The following is a 24,178-nucleotide window of genomic DNA, read 5'->3' as shown; positions in this document are numbered from 1 at the left end:
GGCGGGAGGACGAGAAGGGTGGCAGGGGCGCCGACACGAGGTCGGCGCCCCTGCCACCCGGGACCGTCAGCGGCCGCCGGAGCCTACCGGCGGCCGCGGAGGCGGCCCGTCGGGCCGCCCACGGGTCAGCTGCAACCGCTGGTCGAGCCGCAGCCCTCGCAGATGTAGCAGGAGCCGGCGCGCTGCATCTTGGTGCCGCAGGAGAAGCACAGCGGGGCGTCGGCCTGGATGCCCAGCTGCATCTCCACCAGTTCCGCGTTGGTGTGGGCCTGCTGCGGAGCGGGCTGGGTCGCGCCGGCGTCCGTCTTCGGCGCGGCCACGGCCTTCAGTTCCTGGGCACGCGGCGCCGACTGGGCGAGGCCCTCGACGTCGACCTCGTCGTCGGCCGGCTCGTAGGAGCCGGTCTCCAGGTGGCGCTGGCGCTCCTCGGCGGAGTGGATGCCGAGCGCGGAGCGGGTCTCGAACGGCAGGAAGTCCAGCGCCAGACGGCGGAAGATGTAGTCGACGATCGACTGGGCCATCCGCACGTCCGGGTCGTCGGTCATGCCGGCCGGCTCGAAGCGCATGTTGGTGAACTTCGAGACGTACGTCTCCAGCGGCACGCCGTACTGGAGGCCGACCGAGACGGCGATGGAGAAGGCGTCCATCATGCCCGCGAGGGTGGAGCCCTGCTTGGACATCTTCAGGAAGACCTCGCCGAGACCGTCGTCCGGGTAGGAGTTGGCGGTCATGTAGCCCTCGGCGCCGCCGACCGTGAAGGACGTGGTGATGCCGGGCCGGCCCTTGGGCAGGCGCTTGCGGACGGGACGGTACTCGACGACCTTCTCGACCGCGGCGCGGATCGCGTCCTCGGCCTTCTCGGTGATCTCGGCCTTCTCGGCCTCCTTCTTCTTCGCGGAGAGCGGCTGGCCGACCTTGCAGTTGTCGCGGTAGATCGCGAGCGCCTTGACGCCGAGCTTCCAGGCCTCGAAGTAGATCTCCTCGACCTCCTCGACGGTCGCCGTCTCCGGCATGTTGACCGTCTTGGAGATGGCGCCCGAGATCCACGGCTGGATCGCGGCCATCATGCGGACGTGGCCCATCGGGGAGATGGCGCGCTCGCCCATGGCGCAGTCGAACACCTCGTAGTGCTCGGTCTTGAGGCCGGGCGCGTCGATCACGTTGCCGTGCTCGGCGATGTGGGCGACGATCGCCTCGATCTGCTCCTCCTGGTAGCCCAGGCGGCGCAGGGCCTGCGGGACCGTGCCGTTGACGATCTGCATCGAGCCGCCGCCGACCAGCTTCTTGAACTTCACCAGCGCCAGGTCCGGCTCGACACCGGTGGTGTCGCAGGACATCGCCAGGCCGATGGTGCCGGTCGGGGCGAGCACGGACGCCTGGGAGTTGCGGAAGCCGTTCTTCGTGCCGATGCGCTGGACGTCCTGCCAGGCCTCGGTGGCGGCGGCCCACACCGGGGTGTCCAGGTCGTCCATGCGGACGGCCTCGGTGTTGGCGTCGGCGTGCTGCTTCATGACGCGCTTGTGGGCGTCGGCGTTGCGGGCGTAGCCGTCGTAGGGGCCGACGACCGCGGCGAGTTCGGCGGAGCGCCGGTAGGCCGTGCCCGTCATCAGGGAGGTGATGGCGCCGGCCAGGGCGCGGCCGCCGTCGGAGTCGTAGGCGTGGCCGGTGGCCATCAGCAGGGCGCCCAGGTTGGCGTAGCCGATGCCGAGCTGGCGGAACGCGCGGGTGTTCTCGCCGATCTTCTGGGTCGGGAAGTCGGCGAAGCAGATCGAGATGTCCATCGCGGTGATGACCAGCTCGACGACCTTCTGGAACCGCTCCGTCTCGAACGACTGGTGGCCCTTGCCGTCGTCCTTGAGGAACTTCATCAGGTTCAGCGAGGCCAGGTTGCAGGACGTGTTGTCCAGGTGCATGTACTCGCTGCACGGGTTCGACGCGGTGATCCGGCCGGACTCGGGGCAGGTGTGCCAGTTGTTGATGACGTCGTCGTACTGGATGCCCGGGTCGGCGCAGGCCCAGGCCGCCTCGGCGATCCTGCGGAACAGCGCCTTGGCGTCGACCTCCTCGATGACCTCGCCGGTCATGCGGGCGCGCAGGCCGAACTGGCCGCCGTTCTCGACCGCCTTCATGAACTCGTCGTTCACGCGGACCGAGTTGTTGGCGTTCTGGTACTGGACGGACGTGATGTCGTCGCCGCCCAGGTCCATGTCGAAGCCCGCGTCGCGCAGGACGCGGATCTTCTCCTCCTCGCTGACCTTCGTCTGGATGAAGTCCTCGATGTCGGGGTGGTCGACGTCGAGCACGACCATCTTCGCGGCGCGGCGGGTGGCGCCGCCGGACTTGATGGTGCCGGCGGAGGCGTCGGCACCGCGCATGAAGGACACCGGGCCCGAGGCGTTGCCGCCGGAGGACAGCAGTTCCTTCGAGGAGCGGATGCGGGACAGGTTCAGGCCGGCGCCGGAGCCGCCCTTGAAGATCATGCCCTCTTCCTTGTACCAGTCGAGGATCGACTCCATGGAGTCGTCGACGGACAGGATGAAGCAGGCGGAGACCTGCTGGGGCTGCGGGGTGCCGACGTTGAACCAGACAGGGCTGTTGAAGCTGAAGATCTGGTGCAGGAGGGCGTGGGCCAGTTCGTGCTCGAAGATCTCTGCGTCGGCGGGCGAGGCGAAGTACTTGTTGTCCTCGCCGGCCTTCCGGTAGGTCTTCACGATGCGGTCGATCAGCTGCTTGAGGCTGGTCTCGCGCTGCGGGGTGCCGACGGCACCCCGGAAGTACTTGCTGGTGACGATGTTGACCGCGTTCACCGACCAGAAGCCGGGGAACTCGACGCCACGCTGCTCGAAGTTGACCGAGCCGTCGCGCCAGTTGGTCATGACGACGTCCCGGCGCTCCCACTCCACCTCGTCGTACGGGTGTACGCCGGGGGTGGTGTGGATGCGCTCGATGTGCAGTCCCTTGTTACCCGCCTTGGTGCCCTTGGCTCGGGAACCTCGTGCCGGACCGCTCGCCGTCTCTGTCATGCCGCCTCCCTCTACGGGCAAAAACGCCCTGAAGTGCCCCGATTGTTCCCGTGGCACGGTGTTCTGTCTGGTGCTGCGGGCACCCTCTCGCTGCGGCCCGCAACAGGTCTTCTCATCGCCGCCGCCCGGCCGGACCCGGACCGCCGATCCGGTTCCGGCCCGCCGGTCAGTCGGCGGTGCGGGCGGGCTCGGGCACCTGGACGGTCCCCCCGGGCCCGCGCTCGTCCTCCCGGCCCCCCGCGACAGCGCCTTCGTCCGCGCGGTCGCCCTCGTCCGCGGCGGGGCGCGCCGGCTGTTCCCTGAGTTCCGCGATGGCCGCCTCGAAGTCCTCCAGCGACTCGAACGCCCGGTAGACCGAGGCGAATCGCAGATAGGCGACGAGGTCGAGCTCCTGCAGCGGGCCGAGTATGGCCAGCCCCACGTCATGGGTGGTCAGTTCGGCGCTTCCGGTGGCCCGTACCGCCTCCTCGACCCGCTGGCCGAGCTGGGCGAGGGCGTCCTCGGTCACGGGCCGCCCCTGGCACGCTTTGCGCACGCCGTTGATGACCTTGGTGCGGCTGAACGGTTCGGTGACGCCCGACCGCTTGACCACCATCAGCGAGCACGTCTCCACCGTCGTGAAGCGACGGGAGCAGTCGGGGCACTGGCGGCGCCTGCGGATCGACGTGCCGTCGTCGGTCGTACGGCTGTCGACCACACGGCTGTCGGGGTGCCTGCAGAAGGGGCAGTGCATGGAACTCCAACCCTCCTCACAGCAGACTCGATAGCCTCACCGGGACTCACCGGCCCCCCGAAGCAGGCACCAGCATAGGCGATCGCGAGGGGTCCTCAGACCCGGGGGACCACAACTTGTGGGCTGCTGTAGCCATCCAACCACTAGATGTGGGGATTGGCTCATACACGCACGCCACGCGCGCGTGTCGGACGAGGACGTACACACACATCCCGCGCAGACGGCGCGCGAGAACCCCGGACGCCGGCGCGCGGCGCCCCGCACACAAGTGCGGCACCCGGCGGCACGGAGGCCGCGCCGTGGCTGCGGCGGGGCTGCGACGGGGCTGAACCGGTGCCGCGAAAGGGGCACGAGAGCCGCACGGCCGTATCGCCGCGCCGCGGAAAGCCGTATCGTTCCGGCACATCGCGCGGAGTCCGTGGGCGTTCGAGGGGGACCGCGCGGGACTCCCTCGCCGAGCCCGGTCCGGGTGCCGGGCCTGCGGCGACCCGGGTGACAGACTGGAGCGGCGCTCGCGCGGCGCGCGCCAGGCGGTGAACAGTACAACAATGGGCACTTTCGACCGGCACGGGCCGGGTCAGCCATACACCCAAACGCTTGATCACGTCAGGCGAATCAGTTTTTTTCACTCGAACGTGTGTTTGGCGCAACCTTTCGAAAGCAACTACCGTTGTGCTGGCAGGGAGACCATCGAGAGGGGCTGACGTGACCACCACCGCAGACAGTGCCACCATCACCGCCCAGGAGCGCTCCCAGGGCCGAGTCGAGCCGGTGCACGCGATGAACGACGCCGCGAGTCCCGAAGGCCCCAAGCGCTCCCTGCCGGGCCGACCTCCAGGCATCCGGGCGGACAGCTCGGGGCTGACCGACCGGCAGCGCCGGGTGATCGAGGTCATCAGGGATTCCGTCCAGCGGCGCGGATACCCGCCGTCGATGCGGGAGATCGGCCAGGCGGTCGGACTGTCCAGCACGTCCTCCGTGGCCCACCAGCTGATGGCACTGGAGCGCAAGGGCTTCCTGCGCCGTGACCCGCACCGTCCGCGCGCCTACGAGGTGCGCGGCTCCGACCAGGCGGCTCCCGTGCAGCCCACGGACACCGCCGGGAAGCCCGCCGCCTCCTACGTCCCGCTGGTCGGCCGGATCGCGGCCGGTGGCCCCATCCTCGCCGAGGAGTCGGTCGAGGACGTCTTCCCGCTGCCCCGGCAGTTGGTGGGCGACGGCGAGCTGTTCGTCCTGAAGGTCGTCGGCGACTCGATGATCGAGGCCGCGATCTGCGACGGCGACTGGGTCACCGTCCGCCGTCAGCCGGTCGCCGAGAACGGCGACATCGTCGCCGCCATGCTGGACGGCGAGGCCACCGTGAAGCGCTTCAAGCGCGAGGACGGCCATGTATGGCTGTTGCCGCACAACTCCGCATACGAGCCCATCCCCGGTGACGACGCGACCATCCTCGGCAAGGTGGTGGCCGTCCTGCGCCGCGTCTGAGACGGCGGCACAGCGCGTCACCGACACCGCAACGGGCGGCCACCCCGCCCCGCTCCCTGACTGGGCCCCGGGACCCCTGCGCCGGTTCCGGGGCCCTGGGCTGTCCCGGGCCCCGTGCACCGCGCGGCGACGGTCAGTCCGCCGCCGCGTCGGCCTCCGTCTGCCGGGCCGCCACGTCGATCGCGGCCAGCGACCGACGGACCTGATTGCGGTCGGTGGTGAACCAGAAGTCGGGCAGCGAGGCCTTCAGGTAGCTGCCGTAGCGGGCCGTGGCCAGACGCTGGTCCAGTACGGCGACCACACCCCGGTCGCCCGTGGCCCGGACGAGGCGTCCGGCGCCCTGGGCCATCAGCAGTGCCGCGTGCGTCGCGGCGACCGCCATGAAGCCGTTGCCGCCGGCGTCCTCCACCGCCTTCTGCCGGGCGCTCATCAGCGGGTCGTCCGGCCGCGGGAAGGGGATCTTGTCCATCACGACCAGCTGGCAGCTGGGGCCGGGGACGTCCACGCCCTGCCAGAGGGAGAGCGTGCCGAAGAGGCAGGTCCTCGGGTCGGCCCCGAAGCTCTTGATCAGTTCGCCGAGCGTCTCCTCGCCCTGCAGCAGGATCGGGAACTCGGGGATGCGGGTACGCAGTTCCTCTGCGGCGAGCTGGGCGGCCCGCATGGAGGAGAAGAGGCCGAGCGTGCGGCCTCCGGCCGCCTGGATCAGCTCGGTGAGCTCCTCCAGCATGTCGGTGCGGTCGCCGTCGCGCGCGGGGCGCGCCAGATGCTTGGCGACGTAGAGAATGCCCTGTTTACGGTAGTCGAACGGGGAGCCGACATCGACGCCCTTCCACTGCGGGAGGTCGTCCCCCTCGGTGCCCTCGGGGGCCAGGCCCAGGGACGCGCCGACGCCGTTGAAATCGCCGCCCAGCTTCAATGTGGCGGAGGTGAGGGTCACGGAGCGGTCCGCGAAGAGCTTCTCCCGCAGCAGCCCGGAGACCGACATGGGGGCCACCCGCAGGGAGGCGCCGAAGCGGTCGTGACGCTCGTACCACACGACGTCCCACTCGGAGCCGTTCACGATCCGCTCGGCCACGTCGTGCACGGTCTCCACCGATGCCAGGGCCTGCTTGCGGACCGCGTCCTCGTCCTGGACGGACTTGTCGCGGGTCGCGCCGATCGCCGAGACGACCGTGCGGGCGGCGTCCCGCAGCGCCATCAGGGCGTAGCCGAGATCCTCGGGGATCTCCTCCAGGCGGCCCGGCAGAGCCAGCTCCATCAGCTTCTCGAAGCCCTCGGCGGCGGTCTGGAGCTGATCGGCGGCCTTCTCGTCGACGAGCTTGGCTGCGCGGCGCACCGCGCGGTTGACCTGGCCGGGCGTGAGCTCACCGGTCGCGACGCCGGTGACCCGGGACACCAGCTCGTGTGCCTCGTCGACGATCAGGACCTCGTGTTGCGGAAGGACCGGGGCGCCCTCGATCGCGTCGATCGCCAGCAGGGCGTGGTTGGTGACGACGACCTCGGCGAGCTTGGCGCGCTCGCGGGCCGTCTCGGCGAAGCACTCCGCGCCGTATGCGCACTTCGAGGCCCCCAGGCACTCCCGTGAGGACACCGACACCTGGGACCAGGCGCGGTCGGAGACACCGGGGGTCAGGTCGTCGCGGTCACCGGACTCGGTCTCGTCCGCCCAGTCACGCAGCCGCAGCAGGTCCTGGCCCAGCCTGCTGGTGGGGGCAGCAGCCTCGAACTGGTCGAACAGGCCCTCCTCCTCGTCCTGCGGGACGCCCTCGTGCAGCCGGTGCAGACACAGGTAGTTGGACCGGCCCTTGAGCATCGCGAACTCCGGGCGCCGGCGCAGCAGCGGGTGGAGGGCGTCCACGGTGCGCGGCAGGTCGCGTTCCACGAGCTGGCGCTGCAACGCGAGGGTGGCCGTCGCGACGACGACGCGCTCGCCGTGCGCCAGCGCGGGCACCAGGTAGCCCAGTGACTTGCCGGTGCCGGTGCCGGCCTGGACCAGCAGGTGCGAGCCGTCGTCGATCGCCTCCGCGACGGCTTGGGCCATGGTCACCTGGCCGGGGCGCTCCGCACCGCCGACGGCTGTGACGGCGGCATGCAGGAGTTCGGTGAGTGAGGGCTTCGTCATAGCGCGACCACCCTACGGCCCCGCACTGACAAACGGGTGAGGACGGCGGGTGACGGGAGCACGGTCCGGACATCGAGCTTTCGGATGGGACCGGACCTGCCCGCCGGGCGTATGCCGGTGATCGACCTCCGTCCGGAACGGACCGGGGTGCGGTGAGGGCCGGGTGGGCAGGGCCGTGCCGGGACACAGGGCATCCGGGGGCGAGCCGGGCGGGCAGCCGGAGCTGCGGAGGAGGCCGCGACGGCACCGGGGAGGGCCCGAGGAGGGCCGCCCCGCGGGCGGGACGGGGGCCGTGAGTCGGGCGGTGGGGGCGCGGTACCCGGCCGGGGTCACAGCACGTTCCGCAGGCACCGGTCGCGCACCATCAGCGCCGCCCGCTTGGCGGGCAGGTCGACCTCGGCCGCGTACCGGAAGCCGGCGCCGAGGAAGGCGGCGACGGAGGGCGTGTTGCGCAGGTCGGGCTCGGCGACCACGCGGGTGCAGGCGGGGTGGCCGTCGAGGACGAGGTCGGCGACGGCCCGCAGCAGGACGCGCCCGAGGCCGCGCCCCCGGTCGCCTGTCTCGCCGAGCAGGAGGTGGATGCCGGTGTCCTGGGGGCGGGCGGGATAGTACCGGGCCAGCGGGTCCAGGTCGGCCCGGTAGATCTCCCAGTAGCTCATCGGCGTCCCGTCCAGGAGCCCGAGGTACGGGACACAGTGTCCGGGGCCGGCGAGTTGGGCTCGCAGGTGCGCCTCCGTCACGGCTTCCGGCCCGGACAGCTCCCAGTACGCGGCGACCGCGGGGTCGTTCATCCAGCGGACCAGCAGCGGCAGATCCCGCTCGATCCGGACGGCGACGACGTGGAACTCACCGGCGCAGGTGACGGCCGGACCGAGCACGGGCGTCGTCGCGCTCACGCGTGCAGGGGGTTGGCGATCGTCACGTAGACGGACTGGGTGTCCACCGGGCCGACGAGCTCGTCCAGCCCCTGCAGCCGGGTGAGCAGGTTGGCCTTGCAGCGCAGCACGGGCGAATCCAGGAGCAGGGCGGGCAGGGTGCTGCGCGGCCGGCCGGGGTCCGCGGCGGCGGTGGCGAGGAAGCGGCGGAACGCCACGAGCAGCAGCCGCTCGTCGGCGATGCCCTGCGACCCGAGGGCACCGACGAGTCCGAACACGTTGTTGATCGCGAGGTAGTAGGTGAAGCGCTCGTCGGTGACGGCGTCGGGGACGAAGGTGTCGCTCCGCGCGCCGATGCCGGGCAGCCGCGCGTCCAGGTCGGCGCGCCGTGACTCGCGGAAGTAGTAGCCCTGGTTGTCGCGGAAGCGTCCGCCCGCGGGCCAGCCGTCGGCGTCGAGCAGGAGCAGGGTGTTCTGCTGGTGCGCCTCCAGGGCGATTCCCGCCTCGCCGTCCAGCCACAGCACGGGACGGACGACCTGTTCCAGGTAGCGCAGGAACCACTCGGCGGCGACGGCTTGCCGCGGGCGCCCGGTGCGGGCGGCCAGCTCGGTGACGACCTCGGCCAGGCGGGATCCCGCCCCCGGCCGGCCCGGGGAGACGAGGCCGGCGAGACAGGTGACGTCGTCCGCCGGGGCGAAGGGGTTGTGGCGGATCACCACGTCCAGGCCGGGTACGGGGGCGCCGTCCTGATCGTCGACGGCGAGCCAGGCCGGGTCGCGGACGATGTCGAAGCCCGGATGGGCGGCGTGCCACGCGCGGGCCAGGCCGGTGCGCAGCAGCCGGTGCACCTCCGTGCCGCGGTGCAGTTCCTTGCGGAGGTTCTCGCGCCGGGAGTTGGTGATGCGCAGGCCGAGGGACAGCTTGAGCATGGCCGGTGCGTCGGACCGGTAGACGGTGCGCACCGAGGAGGTGGGGTGCCACGGCGCGCCGAACGGGCCGAGATCGCGCAGCAGTCCGGCGTCGAGGAGAGCGGCGGTCTCGGGGCGGTGACGGACCTCGCGCCACTGCCAGGGGTGCAGTGGCAGAGCGGCGCAGCTGTCCCGCAGCGCCAGTCCGGCGCCGGCGAGTCGGGCCGTGAGCTGTTCGGCCGGGACGTGCCGGCCGCGTTCGGTCCACGCGGACTCGGCGGCGCACACGGAAGGGGCCACGGCGACCCAGTGCAGGGGGAAGGATCCGCGCAGTTCCGGGGAGAACGGCCGCTCCTCGGCCTCCGTGAGGCCTTCGCGGCTCTTCGGGGCCGGGTGCAGGGGGTGTCCGAGGAGGAGGGCCTGCTCGGCGGAGAGGAAGCGGTCCGGACCGTCGGCCGGGTGCTGCCGGCGGTCGTGGAGGAAGGCGGCGGTCCGGCGGACGGAGTCGGCCACCCGTGCGACGAGCTCGGTCGTGTGGAGGACGGCACCCCCGGCGATCCCGACACCCCCGGCGGCCCCGGATCCGGGGGCGGACTGCGCGGTCCCGGCGGTCTCCCGGCCCAGCAGGGCGGCCACGGTGACCGCGTCGAGCGGCGCCCGGTGGCCGGGGGCGTCGGCGAGGGCGGCGGGACCGAAGCGGTGCCATCCGGTCGGGGACCAGTGGCGGACCGGGACCACCAGGGTCACGCCGCTGGCGGGCAGCGGGACGCGCAGCACGCCGTCGTCCGGGGCGGGCAGGCGGGCCTCACGCGCCCAGCAGCGGAGCAGGTTCTCCACGGCGGCTGCGTCGGCCGTGGTGCGGGGGTCCGGGTGCACCAGCGGGTCCCGCTCCGCGGACCGGCCCGGGTGCGGCGGCCTGCCGGGGAGCGCCGGCGGGCCGGATCGGGCGGACGGGCCGGGGGGTGCCGGGGAGCCGGAGGGTTGTGCGACACCCCCGTGTTCCGGGGCGGAGGGAAGAGGCTCGTACGGCTCCTCGTGCCGGGGTGCGACGGCCTGCCGCTGCCGGGGCACGGTGGTCCCGTCGGCACCGGGCGGATCCTGCCCCGCACCGGTCTGCGGGATCGGCGGCACCGGGGAGGGCTCGGGGGCTCGGGTCTGCGGGGCTCCGGGGGCCGACGGGCGCTGCGGGGTCTGCGCCGAGCCGGCCTCAGGGGTGGGGACGGGCGCCTCGGGGCGCGGGCCGTCGGCGGTGTGGGGGATGGTGTTCACGGCGATTCCTGAGCGGTGGGGCGCGGGGCGGGGATGCGTGGCGCCGGGGTGAGGCCGGTGGGGACCCTCCGCCCGGCGGGTTGGGCGGACCCGGTGCCGTCGACGGACGTCCGGGCCACGGCCTGGAGCGCGTCTGCCAGGCGGTCCAGGACGGCTGTGGCCTGCTCGTCGGTGATCGTCAGGGGTGGGAGGAGGCGCACGACGCCGCCGTGCCGACCCCCCACGCCCACGATCAGGCCGCGGCGCAGGCACTCGCGCTGCACGGCGGCGGCGAGCCCGGGTGCGGCGGGTGGGGGCGCGGGAGCGGCGCCCGCCCGCGTGGCCGACCCCGTCGGGTCGGCGCCGTCGTTCTCCCCTGTCCGTCCCGCCTCCGCTGCGCCCCGAGCTCCGCCGGCATCGTCCGGTCGCACCAGTTCCAGCCCGATCATCAGGCCCCTCCCCCGTACCTCCCCGACACAGGGGATCTCGGCGGCGACGCCGCGGAGCCGGGACAGCATGCGGGCGCCGAGTGCCGCCGCCCGCTCGGGCAGGCGGTGTTCGCGGACGTAGGCCAGGGTCGCCGTGCCCGCTGCCATGGCGAGCTGGTTGCCGCGGACGTGACCGGCGGCCTCGTCGGACGGCCCCGGGTCGAGGTCGTCACGGTGGACGACGACGGACAGCGGGAGGCTGCCGCCGATGGCCTTCGACATGACCATGACGTCAGGGGTGACTCCGCTGTGCTGCACGGCCCAGAAGGCTCCGGTGCGGCCGACACCCGTCCGGATCTCGTCGGCGATCAGCGGCAGGGAGCGGTCGGCGGTGATCTGTCGGATGCGCCGCAACCAGGGATCGGGCGCGGGGACGACACCGCCCGGGCCCTGCACGGCCTCGACGATGAGTCCGGCCGGCTCGGGCAGACCGGACAGCGGGTCGTCGAGGAGCGACTCGGTCCAGCGGGCGGCGAGTTCAGCGCCGTGGGGCCCGCCGACCCCGAACGGGCAGCGGTAGTCCTGCGGGTACGGCAGCCGGGTCACGTCCGCCTCGGGCACCGTCCGCCCGGCGTCGGCGGCCGTCCCGTGCCGGGCACCGGTGAAGGCGAGGATGCCGGGGCGGCCGGTGGCGGCGCGGACGAGCCGGAGCGCGGCGGCGACGGCGTCCCGTCCGGCCGGGCCGCAGAACTGCACGCGCGCGTGGCGGGCGAGGTCGGGGGGAAGGGTGCGGCTCAGTTCGGTGACGAACGCGTCCTCGACCGGGGTCACGACGTCGAGTACGTGCAGGGGCGCGCCGGAGTCCAGGACCTTGCGGACGGCTTCCAGGACGACGGGGTGGTTGTGCCCGAGGGCGAGCGTGCCGGCTCCGGAGAGGCAGTCCAGGTAGCGGCGGCCGTCCGCGCCCTCGATGGTCAGTCCCCGCGCCCGCACCGGCACGATCGGCAGGGAGCGCGCATAGGTGCGTGCCGCCGCCTCGCGCACCGGTTGGCGCCGCGGGATCCCCTCGGTCACGACCACGACTCCCTCTCCTCCCGCCGTACGAAACGGCTCCCCACCCCGCCCGCGCCGTCCGCGGACCCCACCCCTACCAACCACGCACGGCCGTTCGGGTTACGGGTTGCCGTGGGACAGGTGCGTCACGGCGGGGGTGCGCCCCGCGTCTCACGCCCGCGTGTCGCGCCCGCGCCTCGGCGCGGGAGCCCGGGGAAGCGCGCCCCGCCGCGACCGGACGGAGCGCCACGCCCCCCTTGAGCGGGGACCGGCGATGCGCCACACCGCGCGGACACCGGGGGACGCACCCTTTCGGAACGCGGCGCCGGGGGATGTGCCCCCCACCGCACCGAGACCGGGAAACGCCTCCCGTCGCACGGGAGATCTGCCCTCGCCCCGGGCGGGCCGCCGGGAGGACCCCGGACCTGTCACCTGGTCCCGGCACTCGCCGGAGCCGTCCTCGCAGTCGCAGCGCCTCGGCGGCGGCCGCGGGAGGACGGTCCGCCCCGGCCAGGGGACCGAGCGGCCCGGTCCGCACCCGCCGGCCCGCCCGGGCGACGCGCACGCCGCACCGCGCCGGCCCCGCCTGCCCACCACCGACAGCCGGCACCGGGAGTCCGAACCCGGCCGTCTCCCCTGGTGACAGGCTTCCCCGGCGGACCACTCCCCGGGCGTTGCCCGGCCGGGCGGCTTGTAGCCGAACCGTTGCCGTTCGGTCGGCGGCCTCCCACGGCCACCGCATAGTGTGTACTGCCGTTCCAACGTCGTTCGTCCCAGGGGGAGTCCAGACCATGCGATCCATACGTCCGCCGTTCACCGCCCGCCGGGAACGGGAGGTGCGTCGCGCAACCCCATCCCGGATGGCGGCAGTTGCGCTCGTCTCGGCGCTCGCCCTCACCGCGACCGCCTGCGAGTCGGGCGACGGCGCGAACGCGGACGACCAGGCCTCCGCACCGGCCGTCGCGGGGGGCGACGGAAAGATCACGATCCCGGACGACATCAAGGACCGGCTCAAGGAGCACGGGATCGATCTCGACAAGTGGAAGAACGGCGCCTGGAAGGACTGGGACAAGGACGACTGGCTGCGCGAGGCCAAGGACTTCGTCAACCCGATCATCAAGGGCCTGTGGGACCCGGACCGGATGCGCGACGCCGACGACCCGGACCAGGGGGTCGACGACGGTGACCTCGCGGGCGACCAGGGGGTGACGGACCCGGAGCCCGCTCCGGTGCGGGCGAAGGCCGTGCCGCCGACGTACCACGCCCACTCCGCCGAGGCCGGCAAGGTGTTCTTCGACTCCCCCAAGGGCACGATGGTGTGCTCGGCGACGGTGGTGAAGGACCCCGCGCACCCCGGCAAGTCCAACCTGGTGTGGACGGCGGGCCACTGCGTGCACGCCGGCAAGAAGGGCGGCTGGTACCGCAACATCGCGTTCGTGCCGTCGTACAACGACGCGGGCCGGTCGGTCGACCAGCTGCGGAACGCCACGCGGGAGCAGGCCGCCCCGTACGGCGTCTGGTGGGGTGACTGGGCGCAGACCTCCGACCAGTGGATCAGCCAGGGCGGCGAGAGCGGTGGTGACGGGGCGTCGTACGACTTCGCGGTGATCCATGTGACGCCGGAGGAGGGCAACGGCGGCAAGTCGCTGGAGGAGACGGTGGGTTCGGCGCTGCCGGTGGACTTCCAGGCCCCGGCGGCGGGCAAGATCCGGAACATCACCGCGACCGGCTACCCGGCTGCGCCCCCGTACGACGGGCAGACGCTCTACCAGTGCCAGGACCGGCCCGGCCGGCTGTCGGTCGACACCGCTGATCCGACGATGTACCGCATCGGCTGCACCATGACCGGCGGTTCCTCCGGCGGCGGCTGGGTCGCGACGGGCGCCGGCGGCAAGCCGGCCCTGGTCTCCAACACGTCGATCGGTCCGGTGAGTTCGGGCTGGCTGGCCGGCCCGCGACTGGGCGAGGTGGCCAAGGCCGTGTACGACGAGGTGAGCGGGAAGTTCGCCGACCGGTGACGGCGGCGCCCGGGCGGCCGGGGCGTCTCACGCGGGCCTCCCCGCCCGCCGCGCGGACGCACCGCGCGCGGTGCCGCCCCGCAGGGCGCGCGGTGGTCGGCGTCGGAAGGGCGAAGTGACGGCATGACGAGGGCCCGCCCCCGCGGTGAAGCGGGGGCGGGCCCTTGCCGGTGGTGCGTCAGGCGAGCGGGGCCGGCACGTAGGGCGCCAGTTCCGCCGCCAGTTCCTCGTGGACCCGGGCCTTGAGGAGCGTGCCCTCCGCCGTGTGCTCCGCGGAGATCACCTCGCCCTCGTCGTGGGCTCGGGCGACCAGCCTGCCGTGCGTGTACGGCACGAGTGCCTCGATCTCGACGGCCGGGCGGGGCAGCTCGCTGTCGATCAGCGCGAGCAGTTCGGCGATGCCCTGGCCGGTGCGGGCCGAGACGGCGAGGGACCGCTTCTCGATCCGCATCAGTCGCTGGAGCACCAGCGGGTCGGCCGCGTCCGCCTTGTTGATCACGACGATCTCGGGCACGTCGGTGGCGCCGACGTCCCTGATCACCTCGCGCACGGCCGCCAGCTGCTCCTCCGGGTCGGGGTGGGAGCCGTCCACCACGTGCAGGATCAGGTCGGACTCGCCGACCTCCTCCATGGTGGAGCGGAACGCCTCGACCAGGTGGTGCGGCAGGTGCCGCACGAAGCCGACGGTGTCGGCCAGGGTGTACAGCCGGCCGCTCGGCGTCTCGGCCCGGCGCACGGTCGGGTCGAGGGTCGCGAACAGGGCGTTCTCGACCAGCACGCCCGCGCCGGTGAGCCGGTTGAGCAGGGAGGACTTGCCCGCGTTGGTGTAGCCCGCGATGGCCACGGACGGCACCTTGTGGCGCTTGCGCTCCTTGCGCTTGACGTCGCGGCCGGTCTTCATGTCCGCGATCTCCCGGCGCAGCTTCGCCATCTTCTCGCGGATCCTGCGCCGGTCCGTCTCGATCTTGGTCTCACCGGGGCCTCGGGTGGCGAGGCCGCCGCCCTTGCCGCCGCCCATCTGCCGGGACATCGACTGACCCCAGCCGCGCAGTCGCGGCAGCATGTACTGCATCTGCGCGAGCGCGACCTGCGCCTTGCCCTCGCGGGACTTGGCGTGCTGGGCGAAGATGTCCAGGATCAGGGCCGTCCGGTCGATGACCTTGACCTTGACGATGTCCTCCAGGTGGATCAGCTGGCCGGGGCTGAGCTCACCGTCGCAGATGACGGTGTCGGCGCCCGATTCGAGGACGATGTCGCGCAGCTCGTCGGCCTTGCCGGAGCCGATGTACGTGGCGGCGTCCGGCTTGTCGCGGCGCTGGATCACGCCGTCGAGGACGAGGGCGCCCGCGGTCTCCGCGAGGGCGGCCAGTTCGGCGAGGGAGTTGTCGGCGTCCTGCGCGGTGCCAGATGTCCATACGCCGACGAGCACGACCCGCTCCAGCCGCAGCTGGCGGTACTCGACCTCGGTGACGTCCTGGAGCTCGGTGGACAGACCCGCCACGCGGCGGAGTGCCGCGCGCTCGGAGCGGTCGAACTGGTCGCCGTCCCGCTCACCGTCGATCGCGTGGCTCCAGGCGACGTCCTCTTCCATCAGGGCATCGGCCCGAAGGCCCTCGGGGTAGTCCTGCGCGAGGCGCTTGCTGTCCTGGGAAGGGGAAGAAGTGGAGGTCATTGGGTCCTTACGTCGATGGATTCCGTGTGTGGCGTTCATGGTGCACAACGCACGAGCGTCCCGTGGGATTCCCGTGGCCGTGCGGCGCCGACCTGATGATGGTCGCACGGCGCGCCCCGTCCCGTCACCGCCTTATCGCCGGGCTCCGGCGGCCTTGCCGGGCCCCGTGGACGTCCAGTCCGGGTGCCCCGGCATCGGCGGGGTGGTCGCGCCGTACAGCCAGGCGCGGAAGAAGCTGCTCAGGTCGCGGCCCGAGATGTCGGAGGCGAGCTGGACGAAGTCGGATGTGGAGGCGGTGGAGTCCCGGTGCTCCCGGACCCACACCCGCTCCAGGCGTTCGAAGGCGGGCCGGCCGATCGTCTGGCGCAGCGCGTACAGGACGAGTGCGGCGCCGTCGTAGACGTTCGCGCGGAAGATGCCGATCTTCTGGCCCGCGGCGGGGGGCTCGGGCGCGGCCGGGGGGCCGCCGGCCGCCCGCCAGCGGTCGGAGACGGAGTAGGCGGCCTTCATGCGGGCCTGCAGGGGCCGGTCGGCGTGCTCCTCGGCGTACAGGGCCTCGTACCAGGTGGCATGTCCTTCGTTGAGCCACAGGTCGGACCAGGTGCGGGGGCTGACGCTGTCGCCGAACCACTGGTGGGACAGCTCGTGCACCATGATCGAGTCGACGTACCACTCGGGGTAGGCCGGCTCGGTGAACAGGTCGCTCTCGAAGAGGGAGAGCGTCTGGGTCTCCAGTTCGAAGCCGGTGTCCGCCTCGGCCATGAGCAGGCCGTACGTCTCGAAGGGGTAGCGTCCTACCTTGCTCTCCATCCAGGCGATCTGGTCGGGCGTCTTCTTCAGCCAGCGTTCGAGCCTCGCCCGGTCCTTGACGGGCACCACGTCGCGCAGGGGCAGGCGGTGCGGGCCGGTGCGGCGAGGGATGCTGGAGCGGCCGATGGAGACCTGGGCGAGCTCGGTCGCCATGGGGTGCTGGGTGCGGTAGGTCCAGGTCGTCGTGCGGCCGACCCGCTCCGCGCCGGCGGGCAGTCCGTTGGCGACGGCGGTGTAGCCCTCGGGTGCCGTGACCCGGATGGTGAACATCGCCTTGTCGGAGGGGTGGTCGTTGCACGGGAAGACCAGGTGGGCGGCGTCGGCCTGGTTGGCCATGGCGAGGCCGTCCGCGGTGCGCACCCAGCCGCCGTCCCGGCCGGTGTCCGGTGTGGGGTCGCTGGTGTGGCGCACGGTGATCCGCATCCAGCGGCCGCCGGGCAGGCGCCGGGCGGGGGTGACGACGAGGTCCTCGCCGGCGCCGGCGAACGCGGCGGGCTCGCCGTCGACCTCGACGGACTCGACGTCGCCGTGCGCGAAGTCGAGGTTGACCCGTTCCAGCGGGGCCGTCGTCCACGCGTCGATCGTGGTGACCGCCTTCAGCGGCTCGCTGTTGTCGCCGGAGTAGGTGAAGGACAGGTCGTAGGACGCCACGTCGTAGCCGGGGTTGCCCAGCTGGGGGAAGAGGCGGTCGCCGACGCCCAGCGGGGCCGGGGGTGCGTCGGCGGCGACGAGGCAGGTGCTGAGAGCGGCGGCGAGCAGGACCGCCTTCACCCGGCGGGGGCCGGGGCGACGCCGGGTGGCGCGGAGATCACGGAGGGTGAGCAGCATGCACCACGGCTACCAGCGCGCGCCCCACCGGTTGCGGCGGCGCGCGCCCGGCCCACCCGAACGAGTGCCGGTGTGCGGGGCGGGTGTGCGGCGCCGGGTGCTCAGGGTGCGGACAGGCGGTGCTGGCTGCGGTTCACGTCGTACACGCCGGGGACGTTCCGCATGGCGCGCATGAGCACGGGGAGGTGGGCGGCGTCGGGGAGTTGGAGGGTGTAGGTGTGGCGTACCCGCTGCTGGGTGGGGGATTCGACGGTGGCGGAGACGATCTCGGCGCCTTCCAGGGCGATGGCCTCGGTGAGGTCGGCGAGCAGGTGCGGACGGCCGAACGATTCGGCGACCAGCGTGACGCGGCACTCGGTGGCGTCGCCCCAGCGCACACCGATCTCCGCCCGCCCGGCGCTCTTCATCCGCACCACGGCGGGGCACCCGACGCGGTGCACGGTGACCACTCCGCCGCGCACGGCGAAGCCGGTGACCTGGTCCGGCGGTACGGGAGTGCAGCAGCCGGCGAGGCGAACGGCCGCCCCCGGCCGTTCGACGACGGCGTTGGCCCCGGGCCGGGCGGCGAGCGGGCCGCTCCCTGGGCGGGCGGCGGGCGGCTCGGCGGTGGGCCGGGGCACTTCGGCGGCGTCCCCGGGCGGGTCCTCGGGTCTGTCGGGGGCCGGGTGCGCCGCCAGCCACCGCTGGATGGCGATGCGCGCGGCGGGTGTGTGGGCGTGCTCCAGCCACTCCCGGGAGGGCTCGGCGGCCGGGTCCTGACCCATGAGGAGTTCGACGGTGTCGCCGTCGCGCAGCACGGTGCTCAGGGTCGCCAGGCGGCCGTTCACCCGGGCGCCGAGGCACGCGTGCGCGTCATCGCCGTACTGGGCGTACGCGGCGTCCACGCAGGTCGCCCCCTCGGGCAGGCCCAGGGCCCCGCCCTGGGGCCGGAAGACGGCGATCTCGCGGTCCTGGGCGAGGTCCGCGCGCAGCGTGGACCAGAAGGTGTCGGGGTCGGGCGCCGCCTCCTGCCAGTCCAGCAGGCGGGACAGCCAGCCGGGCCGGGTGGGGTCGACGCGTTCGCCCTCGGCGGGATCGTCGGACGCGGGCGCGTACGGGTTGCCGAGGGCGACGACACCGGCCTCGGCCACCTTGTGCATCTGGTGGGTGCGGATCAGTGTCTCGGCGATCTGCCCGTCCGTGCGGGCGAGGGCGGTGTGCAGCGACTGGTAGAGGTTGAACTTGGGTACGGCGATGAAGTCCTTGAACTCCGAGACGACGGGCGTCATGCAGGTGTGCAGTTCACCGAGGACGGCGTAGCAGTCCGCGTCCTCGTTCACCAGCACCAGCAGGCGGCCGAAGTCGGCGCCGCGCAGTTGTCCGCGTCTGCGTGCGACGCGGTGGACGGAGACGAAGTGGCGGGGCCTGATGACGACTTCGGCGGGGATGTCGGCCTCGCGCAGGACGTCGCGCATCTCGTCGGCGATCTCCGCGAGAGGGTCGTCGGTGCGGGAGGCGTTCTCGACGATCAGGTCCCGGGTGTGCTGGTACTCCTCGGGGTGCAGGATCGCGAAGACGAGGTCCTCGAGTTCGGTCTTGAGGGCCTGCACACCGAGGCGTTCGGCGAGGGGGATGAGGACGTCCCGGGTCACCTTGGCGATGCGGGCCTGTTTCTCGGGGCGCATGACGCCGAGGGTGCGCATGTTGTGCAGCCGGTCGGCGAGCTTGATCGACATCACCCGGACGTCGCTGCCGGTGGCGACGAGCATCTTGCGGAACGTCTCGGGCTCGGCGGCGGCGCCGTAGTCGACCTTCTCCAGCTTGGTGACTCCGTCGACGAGGTACCGCACCTCCTCGCCGAACTGCTCGCCCACCTGATCCAGCGTCACCTCGGTGTCCTCGACGGTGTCGTGGAGCAGGGACGCCGTCAACGTGGTGGTCTCGGCGCCGAGTTCGGCGAGGATCAGGGTCACGGCGAGCGGGTGCGTGATGTACGGCTCGCCGCTCTTGCGCATCTGGCCGCGGTGCGAGGACTCGGCCAGCAGGTAGGCGCGGCGCAGCGGTTCGAGGTCCGCGTCGGGGTGATGGGCGCGGTGGGCGTCGACGACGTGGCTGATGGCATCGGGCAGCCGGTCGCGTGCGGTGGGACCGAGCAGTGCCGCCCGGCCGAGGCGGCGCAGATCGATCCGCGACCGCCAGCGTGCTGTCGGGCCGGTGACCGGACCCGGGGTGGCGGGGTTCGTGGCCTCCGCACTCATGAGCACCTCCGGCTGCGTGGACCGGCGGACGGGGTGCCCCATGGCGGACACGGCTCAGGGGATGGCGGGTCCCCCGTCCGAGCCGGTGCTTGATGCTACCGAGCCCATCACCTGCAACCGACCGCCTCTCGCCGAGCGTGAAACGGATCACCCATTCGAGCGACGGTGAGGGCGTTTGCGGTTTGAGCGCGACCGCCACTTGAGCGGTTTGCGACGCGAAGGGCCGTCGGGGCGGTCGCCCTCCCGGGTGCAGCGCCGCCGAGGCGGCGCGCCGGCGCCCGGGGCACCCCCGCCCGCGAGGCGCCTCGGCGCACGGTGGCGTCGCGCGCTGCGGGCGGCCAGGCCCGGACGGCGACCCCGACACGGCGGGCCGGCTGCCCGGGCGGAAGGGAACGAGCGCGATGGGCCGCTTGGGGCGCTGAGGCCGCCGCGCGGAGGCGGCACGGCCCGGGACTCCGCGGAACGGAGGGCCCCGGCCGGACGTCCGCTGCCCCGTGTCGCTCCGGGCGGGGTGAGGGGCTGGGCCGGCCGGATGAGGTCCGCCGCGGAGCGACGCCGCCCTGGGTGGGGTGCGGGAATCGCGTGCGCACCCGGCCCCGGCGGTGCCGCGGACGGACGACGCCGCACGGGGCGACGTGCACGCGGCGACGTCTCTCGGAGCGTCAGCGGCGCTGCGCGTTCTCCAGCCACTCCGGGTCGAGTTCGCCCTCGGCGACGATCACCGCGGGGCCGGTCATCTCGATCTCGCCGTCCGGGCGCTCGGTGATCACCAGGCGCCCGCCGGGCACGTCGACCGTGTAGGTGGCCGGGCTGCCGGTGACCGCGGGGTCGGCGCCGTCGCGGCGGGCGGTGGCGACGGCGACCGCGCACGCCCCCGTGCCGCAGGAGCGGGTCTCGCCGACGCCGCGCTCGTGGACGCGCATGGCGACGTGGGCGGGACCGCGGTCGACCACGAACTCGACGTTGACCCCGTCCGGGTAGGCGAAGGCGGGGCTGAAGGGCGGCGCGTCGTAGAGGGTCCCGGCGTGTGCCAGGTCGTCGACGAACGCGACGGCGTGCGGGTTGCCCATGTTCACGTTCCGCGCGGGCCAGCTGCGCTCGCCGACGCTGACCGTGACCTCGCCCTCGGGGAGCCGGGCCTTGCCCATGCCGACGGTGATGTCACCGTCCTTGGCGATGTGCACGGTCTTCACACCGCCGCGGGTGGCGACGGAGAGGTCGCCCTCGGTGGCGTGTCCGGCGTGCAGGAGGTAGCGGGCGAAGACGCGGACGCCGTTGCCGCACATCTCGGCGATCGAGCCGTCGCCGTTGCGGTAGTCCATGAACCACTCCGCGTCGGCCGCCATGTGGCGCGCCTCGGGATGCGCGGCGGAGCGCACCACGTGCAGCAGGCCGTCGCCGCCGATGCCGGCGCGGCGGTCGCACAGGGCGGCGACGACGGCGGGGGGCAGGTCGACGGCGTTCTCCGGGTCCGGGACGATCACGAAGTCGTTCTCGGTGCCGTGACCCTTGAGGAAGGCGATCCGCGTGCTCATGCGTCGATCGTAAGCCGTGGGCACGGCGTCCCGGCGTGCGCGGGGAGGACGTCCGCGGTCAGCGCAGCCGTGCGACCCGCCACACGGCGAGGACGACGACCGCGGCGAGGACGACGACGTAGGCGAGGACGACCCGCCAGTCCGGGCGGCGGCCGGAGCCCCGCTGCGGCAGGCCCGGCCAGGTGTAGCCGACCCTGCGGGCGGCCATCATGCCCCAGCCGGCCGCGCAGGAGCAGATCAGCAGCCCCAGCATGGCGATCACGGCCCCGCTGTCGCCGAAGTCGAAGGCGAGCGGGAAGGCGAACATCAGGGAGCCGGTCGCCGCGAGGGCCACGATGGGGGCGAGCTGCCAGATCCGCAGCCGGCGCTGCGGGCGCAGTTCGACCTCGACCTCGGGACCGGAGGAGAACATCTCCTCCGGCTCGGGGCCGTCGGCGGTCATGCCGCCCTCGGTCTCGTCGAGCCCGTCGGGGCCCAGCGAACCGCCGTCCCGCTCCGGTTCACCGCTGTCGGTGGTGACGGGCTCGGTGTCTTGTGCGGTGTCGCGAGGGCCGGCCTCCATCGCCACGCGCCCTCCCAACTCGGACTCCACTTGGTCGATCGAAGGTCGATGATGGCATGGTCCAGGAGGCCCGGATGACGGCCTGGGCGTCCCGATGCCATGACGTGATCAGGCTGTAACCGGTCGTTCGATCAACGCCAGCGCCGACTTCGGAAGTTCCCGGCGGTCCGCGGCGGCCCCACTCAACCAGTGCACCCGCGGATCGCGCCTGAACCACGAATCCTGACGGCGCGCGAAGCGCTTGGTGGCACGGACGGTCTCGTCCCGCGCCTCCTGGAGCGTGCATCCGCCGGCGAGCGCCGCGAGCACCTGCTGGTAGCCGAGTGCGCGCGACGCCGTGCGTCCCTCACGCAGCCCCCGCGCCTCCAGGGCGCGCACCTCGTCGACGAGCCCGGCCTCCCACATCCGGTCGACGCGGTGGGCGATGCGCTCGTCGAGTTCGGGGCGCGCCACGTCGACGCCGATCTGGACGGTGTCGTAGACGGACTCGTGTCCGGGCAGGTTCGCCGTGAACGGCTTGCCGGTGATCTCGATCACTTCCAGCGCCCGGACGACGCGGCGGCCGTTGCCGGGCAGGATCGCGCGTGCGGCCTCGGGGTCGGCGGCGGCCAGCCGGGCGTGCAGGGCGCCGGAGCCGTGCCGGGCGAGCTCGCCCTCCAGTCGGGCGCGCACCTCGGGGTCCGTGCCGGGGAACTCGAGGTTGTCCACGGCACCGCGGACGTACAGGCCGGAGCCGCCGACGAGGACCGGCCAGCGCCCCTCGGCGAGGAGCGCGTCGATGCGGGCCCGGGCCAGGCGCTGGTACTCGGCGACGGACGCCGTGACGGTGACGTCCCAGACGTCGAGCAGATGGTGCGGGACGCCGCCCCGTTCCTCGGGCGTCAGTTTGGCGGTGCCGATGTCCATCCCGCGGTACAGCTGCATGGAGTCGGCGTTGACGACCTCGCCGCCGAGCTGCTGGGCCAGGAAGACGCCGAGATCGGACTTTCCGGCTGCGGTGGGGCCGACGACGGCGATGACGCGGGGGGCGAGAGCTGCGCTGGTCACCGGACCAGTCTCGCAAACCCGGCGGGGTGCCCTCGAACGGGTCGCGTGCCGTGGCCGGCGCCGCTTCGCCGCCCGGTGCGGCGTGCGCGCGCCGCCCCTGCGGGCCGCGGACCGAAGGCCCGGGGGCGGGTGGGTGCGGGAGGGGCGGGAAGCCCGCCGCGCGAGTACCGTATGAAGGTGTTACGGGCACTTTCGCCACTTCTCTTCGCACGTCGTCGGCCGTAGAGGGGCGCCGGGCGCCTCGGAGCGGGCGGTGACCGCGGTCCGGCACCGGGCGGCGGAGACGTGGGTGCCGACGGCGGGCGGGCGACGGAGGCGGACCCGCCCCGCACCGCCGCACCGCCCCAGACAGGGGTCCGGGAACAGGGAAGGTGACCCATGGGTCTGCTGCACAACCTGAAGGCCAGGCTGAACCCGGCCAGGGACAAGGTCTCCGACCTCGCGCAGCAGCACGGGGACAAGATCGACCAGGGTCTGGACCGGGCTGCGAAGGCCGCCGACGAGAAGACCGGGGGCAAGCACAGCGACAGGATCGAGTCGGGCACCGGGAAGGCGAAGCACGCCATGGACCGGCTCGCGCACAAGCCCGGCCCTGGAGCGGGGGACGACACCTTCACACCCCCGGAGGGACCCCCGCCGACCTCTTGAGGCCCCGCGGGCCCGTGCGGCCCCGCGGGTGCATCGACCGGTTCGGCGCCCAAGACCCGCTCCGAGCGCTCCGGCCTGTCCGCGGCGTGGCGGCTGATCGGCGCTACGACCAGGTCGCCACGAGGTAGCCCACACCGTACGGGGCGCCCTCGTGGAGCAGCGCTCCGGAGAGCCCCGCTTCCTCCGCGGCACCGGCGAGCACCTGCCACGGGGCGCGGCCGGACACCTTCAGCTCACGGGCCAGGCCCACGTCCATCGCCCGGAGGGCCGCCCCGTCCGCCGAGCCCAGCGCCCGGGCGGCGAGGGCGTCGAAGGGCGCGGCACGCTCGTCCAGGTAACCCGGTGCCTTGAGCGTGCGGCGCGCGCTGGCATCGCCCATCACCAGCAGCGCGACCCGCTCGGAGGCCTCGGCGATCTCCCGGCCCGTGCGGGCGCACCGGGCGGGCGGCAGGGTCTGCGCCACGGCGAGGGCCTCGACCGGGGCGGCGGTCCAGTCGACCCGCCGCAGCAACCAGGCGGCGACGGCGAGCGACGCGGGCAGCGCAGGCCCGCCACGCTGCCCGGTGTCCCGCCCCAGCGTCACGTCGAGGGCCACGCCGAAGCTCCGGAACGACCCGGGCACCCCCTCGCCGTACGTGCCGCCCTCCTCGGCCGGTCCGACGACCACGAGCCGGTCGGGCCGGGCGGCGGCCAGCACGCCCAGTGCGTCCGCACAGGCGGTGCGGGCGGCGTCGAGCTCGGGCGCTGCACCCGCGGCCACGTCGGGCACGAGCAGGGGCGGACAAGGGCAGACGGCGGCGGCGACAAGCATGATCGGCAGGGTAACGCCCCACGGCGGGCGTCCGTCACCCGGCGACGGGCGGGTCCGTGGGGCCGGGCGCCGCCGGGCCGCCGGTCCGGACGGGGGTGTGCGCCGCGGCGTTCTCGGACCGACGCACGCGGACCG

Annotated in this window: 16 protein-coding genes; 3 read left to right on the top strand and 13 right to left on the bottom strand. The window is 73.3% G+C overall.

The features are described from left to right. Window positions 1–125 precede the first annotated feature (125 nt). Together JS756_RS20690 and nrdR are read right to left on the bottom strand one after the other, a co-directional pair. A complete protein-coding gene (locus JS756_RS20690; protein WP_205384623.1) occupies window positions 126–3,023 on the bottom strand; it encodes a vitamin B12-dependent ribonucleotide reductase in 2,898 nt (965 codons plus the stop codon). Between the two features lie 166 nt (window positions 3,024–3,189). Next, on the bottom strand, window positions 3,190–3,756 hold the full coding sequence (gene nrdR, locus JS756_RS20685) for a transcriptional regulator NrdR (RefSeq protein ID WP_205384622.1): 567 nt from the start codon (window positions 3,754–3,756) through the stop codon (window positions 3,190–3,192). Window positions 3,757–4,461: 705 nt separating this feature from the next. On the opposite strand from nrdR, the gene lexA reads away from it, so the two are divergent. Next, window positions 4,462–5,241 carry a transcriptional repressor LexA gene (gene lexA, locus JS756_RS20680; protein WP_205384621.1) on the top strand — a complete coding sequence of 260 codons (780 nt, stop codon included), beginning with the start codon at window positions 4,462–4,464 and terminating at the stop codon, window positions 5,239–5,241. 133 nt (window positions 5,242–5,374) lie between these two features. Here lexA and JS756_RS20675 read toward each other — a convergent pair whose 3' ends face one another. The 4 genes from JS756_RS20675 to JS756_RS20660 all read right to left on the bottom strand — a co-directional run bounded on the left by JS756_RS20675 (window position 5,375) and on the right by JS756_RS20660 (window position 11,896). Beyond that, window positions 5,375–7,363 (bottom strand): ATP-dependent DNA helicase, encoded by a 1,989-nt coding sequence (locus JS756_RS20675; protein WP_205384620.1) that lies wholly within the window; start codon window positions 7,361–7,363, stop codon window positions 5,375–5,377. A gap of 329 nt (window positions 7,364–7,692) precedes the next feature. Further along, window positions 7,693–8,361: a GNAT family N-acetyltransferase gene (locus JS756_RS20670; RefSeq protein ID WP_205384695.1), complete on the bottom strand. Its 669-nt coding sequence runs from the start codon at window positions 8,359–8,361 to the stop codon at window positions 7,693–7,695. After that, window positions 8,256–10,217: an IucA/IucC family protein gene (locus JS756_RS20665; RefSeq protein WP_438817335.1), complete on the bottom strand. Its 1,962-nt coding sequence runs from the start codon at window positions 10,215–10,217 to the stop codon at window positions 8,256–8,258. Before JS756_RS20665 ends, JS756_RS20670 begins: the two co-directional genes overlap by 106 nt. A gap of 194 nt (window positions 10,218–10,411) precedes the next feature. Then, window positions 10,412–11,896: an aminotransferase class III-fold pyridoxal phosphate-dependent enzyme gene (locus JS756_RS20660; protein ID WP_307790846.1), complete on the bottom strand. Its 1,485-nt coding sequence runs from the start codon at window positions 11,894–11,896 to the stop codon at window positions 10,412–10,414. Between the two features lie 770 nt (window positions 11,897–12,666). Here JS756_RS20660 and JS756_RS20655 point away from each other — a divergent pair. Next, window positions 12,667–13,893, top strand: coding sequence for a trypsin-like serine peptidase (locus JS756_RS20655; RefSeq protein WP_205384618.1), 1,227 nt, complete (start codon window positions 12,667–12,669; stop codon window positions 13,891–13,893). Between the two features lie 178 nt (window positions 13,894–14,071). Here the strand turns inward: JS756_RS20655 and hflX are convergent, their stop codons facing one another. From hflX to miaA, 6 genes are all read right to left on the bottom strand, one after another. Beyond that, window positions 14,072–15,565 (bottom strand): GTPase HflX, encoded by a 1,494-nt coding sequence (hflX, locus tag JS756_RS20650; RefSeq protein ID WP_205384617.1) that lies wholly within the window; start codon window positions 15,563–15,565, stop codon window positions 14,072–14,074. A gap of 132 nt (window positions 15,566–15,697) precedes the next feature. Then, window positions 15,698–17,203, bottom strand: a complete 1,506-nt coding sequence (locus JS756_RS20645) for a M1 family metallopeptidase (protein WP_205384616.1) — start codon at window positions 17,201–17,203, stop codon at window positions 15,698–15,700. Window positions 17,204–17,304: 101 nt separating this feature from the next. After that, on the bottom strand, window positions 17,305–19,440 hold the full coding sequence (locus JS756_RS20640) for a RelA/SpoT family protein (RefSeq protein ID WP_205384615.1): 2,136 nt from the start codon (window positions 19,438–19,440) through the stop codon (window positions 17,305–17,307). A 662-nt stretch (window positions 19,441–20,102) separates the two neighbouring features. Next, window positions 20,103–20,975, bottom strand: a complete 873-nt coding sequence (dapF, locus tag JS756_RS20635; RefSeq protein ID WP_205384614.1) for a diaminopimelate epimerase — start codon at window positions 20,973–20,975, stop codon at window positions 20,103–20,105. A gap of 58 nt (window positions 20,976–21,033) precedes the next feature. Beyond that, window positions 21,034–21,537: a hypothetical protein gene (locus JS756_RS20630; protein ID WP_205384693.1), complete on the bottom strand. Its 504-nt coding sequence runs from the start codon at window positions 21,535–21,537 to the stop codon at window positions 21,034–21,036. A gap of 108 nt (window positions 21,538–21,645) precedes the next feature. Next, the gene (gene miaA / locus JS756_RS20625; protein ID WP_205384613.1) at window positions 21,646–22,584 is read right to left on the bottom strand and encodes a tRNA (adenosine(37)-N6)-dimethylallyltransferase MiaA; all 939 of its coding nucleotides are present in this window, start codon (window positions 22,582–22,584) and stop codon (window positions 21,646–21,648) included. A 378-nt stretch (window positions 22,585–22,962) separates the two neighbouring features. Here miaA and JS756_RS20620 point away from each other — a divergent pair, with 378 nt between their 5' ends. After that, window positions 22,963–23,232 carry an antitoxin gene (locus tag JS756_RS20620; RefSeq protein WP_205384612.1) on the top strand — a complete coding sequence of 90 codons (270 nt, stop codon included), beginning with the start codon at window positions 22,963–22,965 and terminating at the stop codon, window positions 23,230–23,232. A gap of 103 nt (window positions 23,233–23,335) precedes the next feature. On the opposite strand, the gene JS756_RS20615 is transcribed toward JS756_RS20620, so the two are convergent. Beyond that, window positions 23,336–24,043, bottom strand: a complete 708-nt coding sequence (locus JS756_RS20615; protein WP_205384611.1) for a class III extradiol dioxygenase subunit B-like domain-containing protein — start codon at window positions 24,041–24,043, stop codon at window positions 23,336–23,338. Window positions 24,044–24,178: the final 135 nt, after the last annotated feature.

The sequence above is a fragment of the Streptomyces actuosus genome (assembly GCF_016921115.1).
GTDB lineage: Bacteria > Actinomycetota > Actinomycetes > Streptomycetales > Streptomycetaceae > Streptomyces > Streptomyces actuosus_A.
This window is presented reverse-complemented; position numbering and strand designations above follow the sequence as displayed.

Coding starts and splice junctions, on each gene's coding strand:
- JS756_RS20645 (WP_205384616.1), bottom strand. CDS start 17,203: ATGCTGCTCACCCTCCGTGATCTCCGCGCCACCCGGCGTCGCCCCGGC.
- JS756_RS20615 (WP_205384611.1), bottom strand. CDS start 24,043: ATGCTTGTCGCCGCCGCCGTCTGCCCTTGTCCGCCCCTGCTCGTGCCC.
- JS756_RS20690 (WP_205384623.1), bottom strand. CDS start 3,023: ATGACAGAGACGGCGAGCGGTCCGGCACGAGGTTCCCGAGCCAAGGGC.
- JS756_RS20675 (WP_205384620.1), bottom strand. CDS start 7,363: ATGACGAAGCCCTCACTCACCGAACTCCTGCATGCCGCCGTCACAGCC.
- JS756_RS20640 (WP_205384615.1), bottom strand. CDS start 19,440: ATGAGTGCGGAGGCCACGAACCCCGCCACCCCGGGTCCGGTCACCGGC.
- JS756_RS20630 (WP_205384693.1), bottom strand. CDS start 21,537: ATGGAGGCCGGCCCTCGCGACACCGCACAAGACACCGAGCCCGTCACC.
- dapF (WP_205384614.1), bottom strand. CDS start 20,975: ATGAGCACGCGGATCGCCTTCCTCAAGGGTCACGGCACCGAGAACGAC.
- hflX (WP_205384617.1), bottom strand. CDS start 15,565: ATGACCTCCACTTCTTCCCCTTCCCAGGACAGCAAGCGCCTCGCGCAG.
- JS756_RS20655 (WP_205384618.1), top strand. CDS start 12,667: ATGCGATCCATACGTCCGCCGTTCACCGCCCGCCGGGAACGGGAGGTG.
- JS756_RS20620 (WP_205384612.1), top strand. CDS start 22,963: ATGGGTCTGCTGCACAACCTGAAGGCCAGGCTGAACCCGGCCAGGGAC.
- nrdR (WP_205384622.1), bottom strand. CDS start 3,756: ATGCACTGCCCCTTCTGCAGGCACCCCGACAGCCGTGTGGTCGACAGC.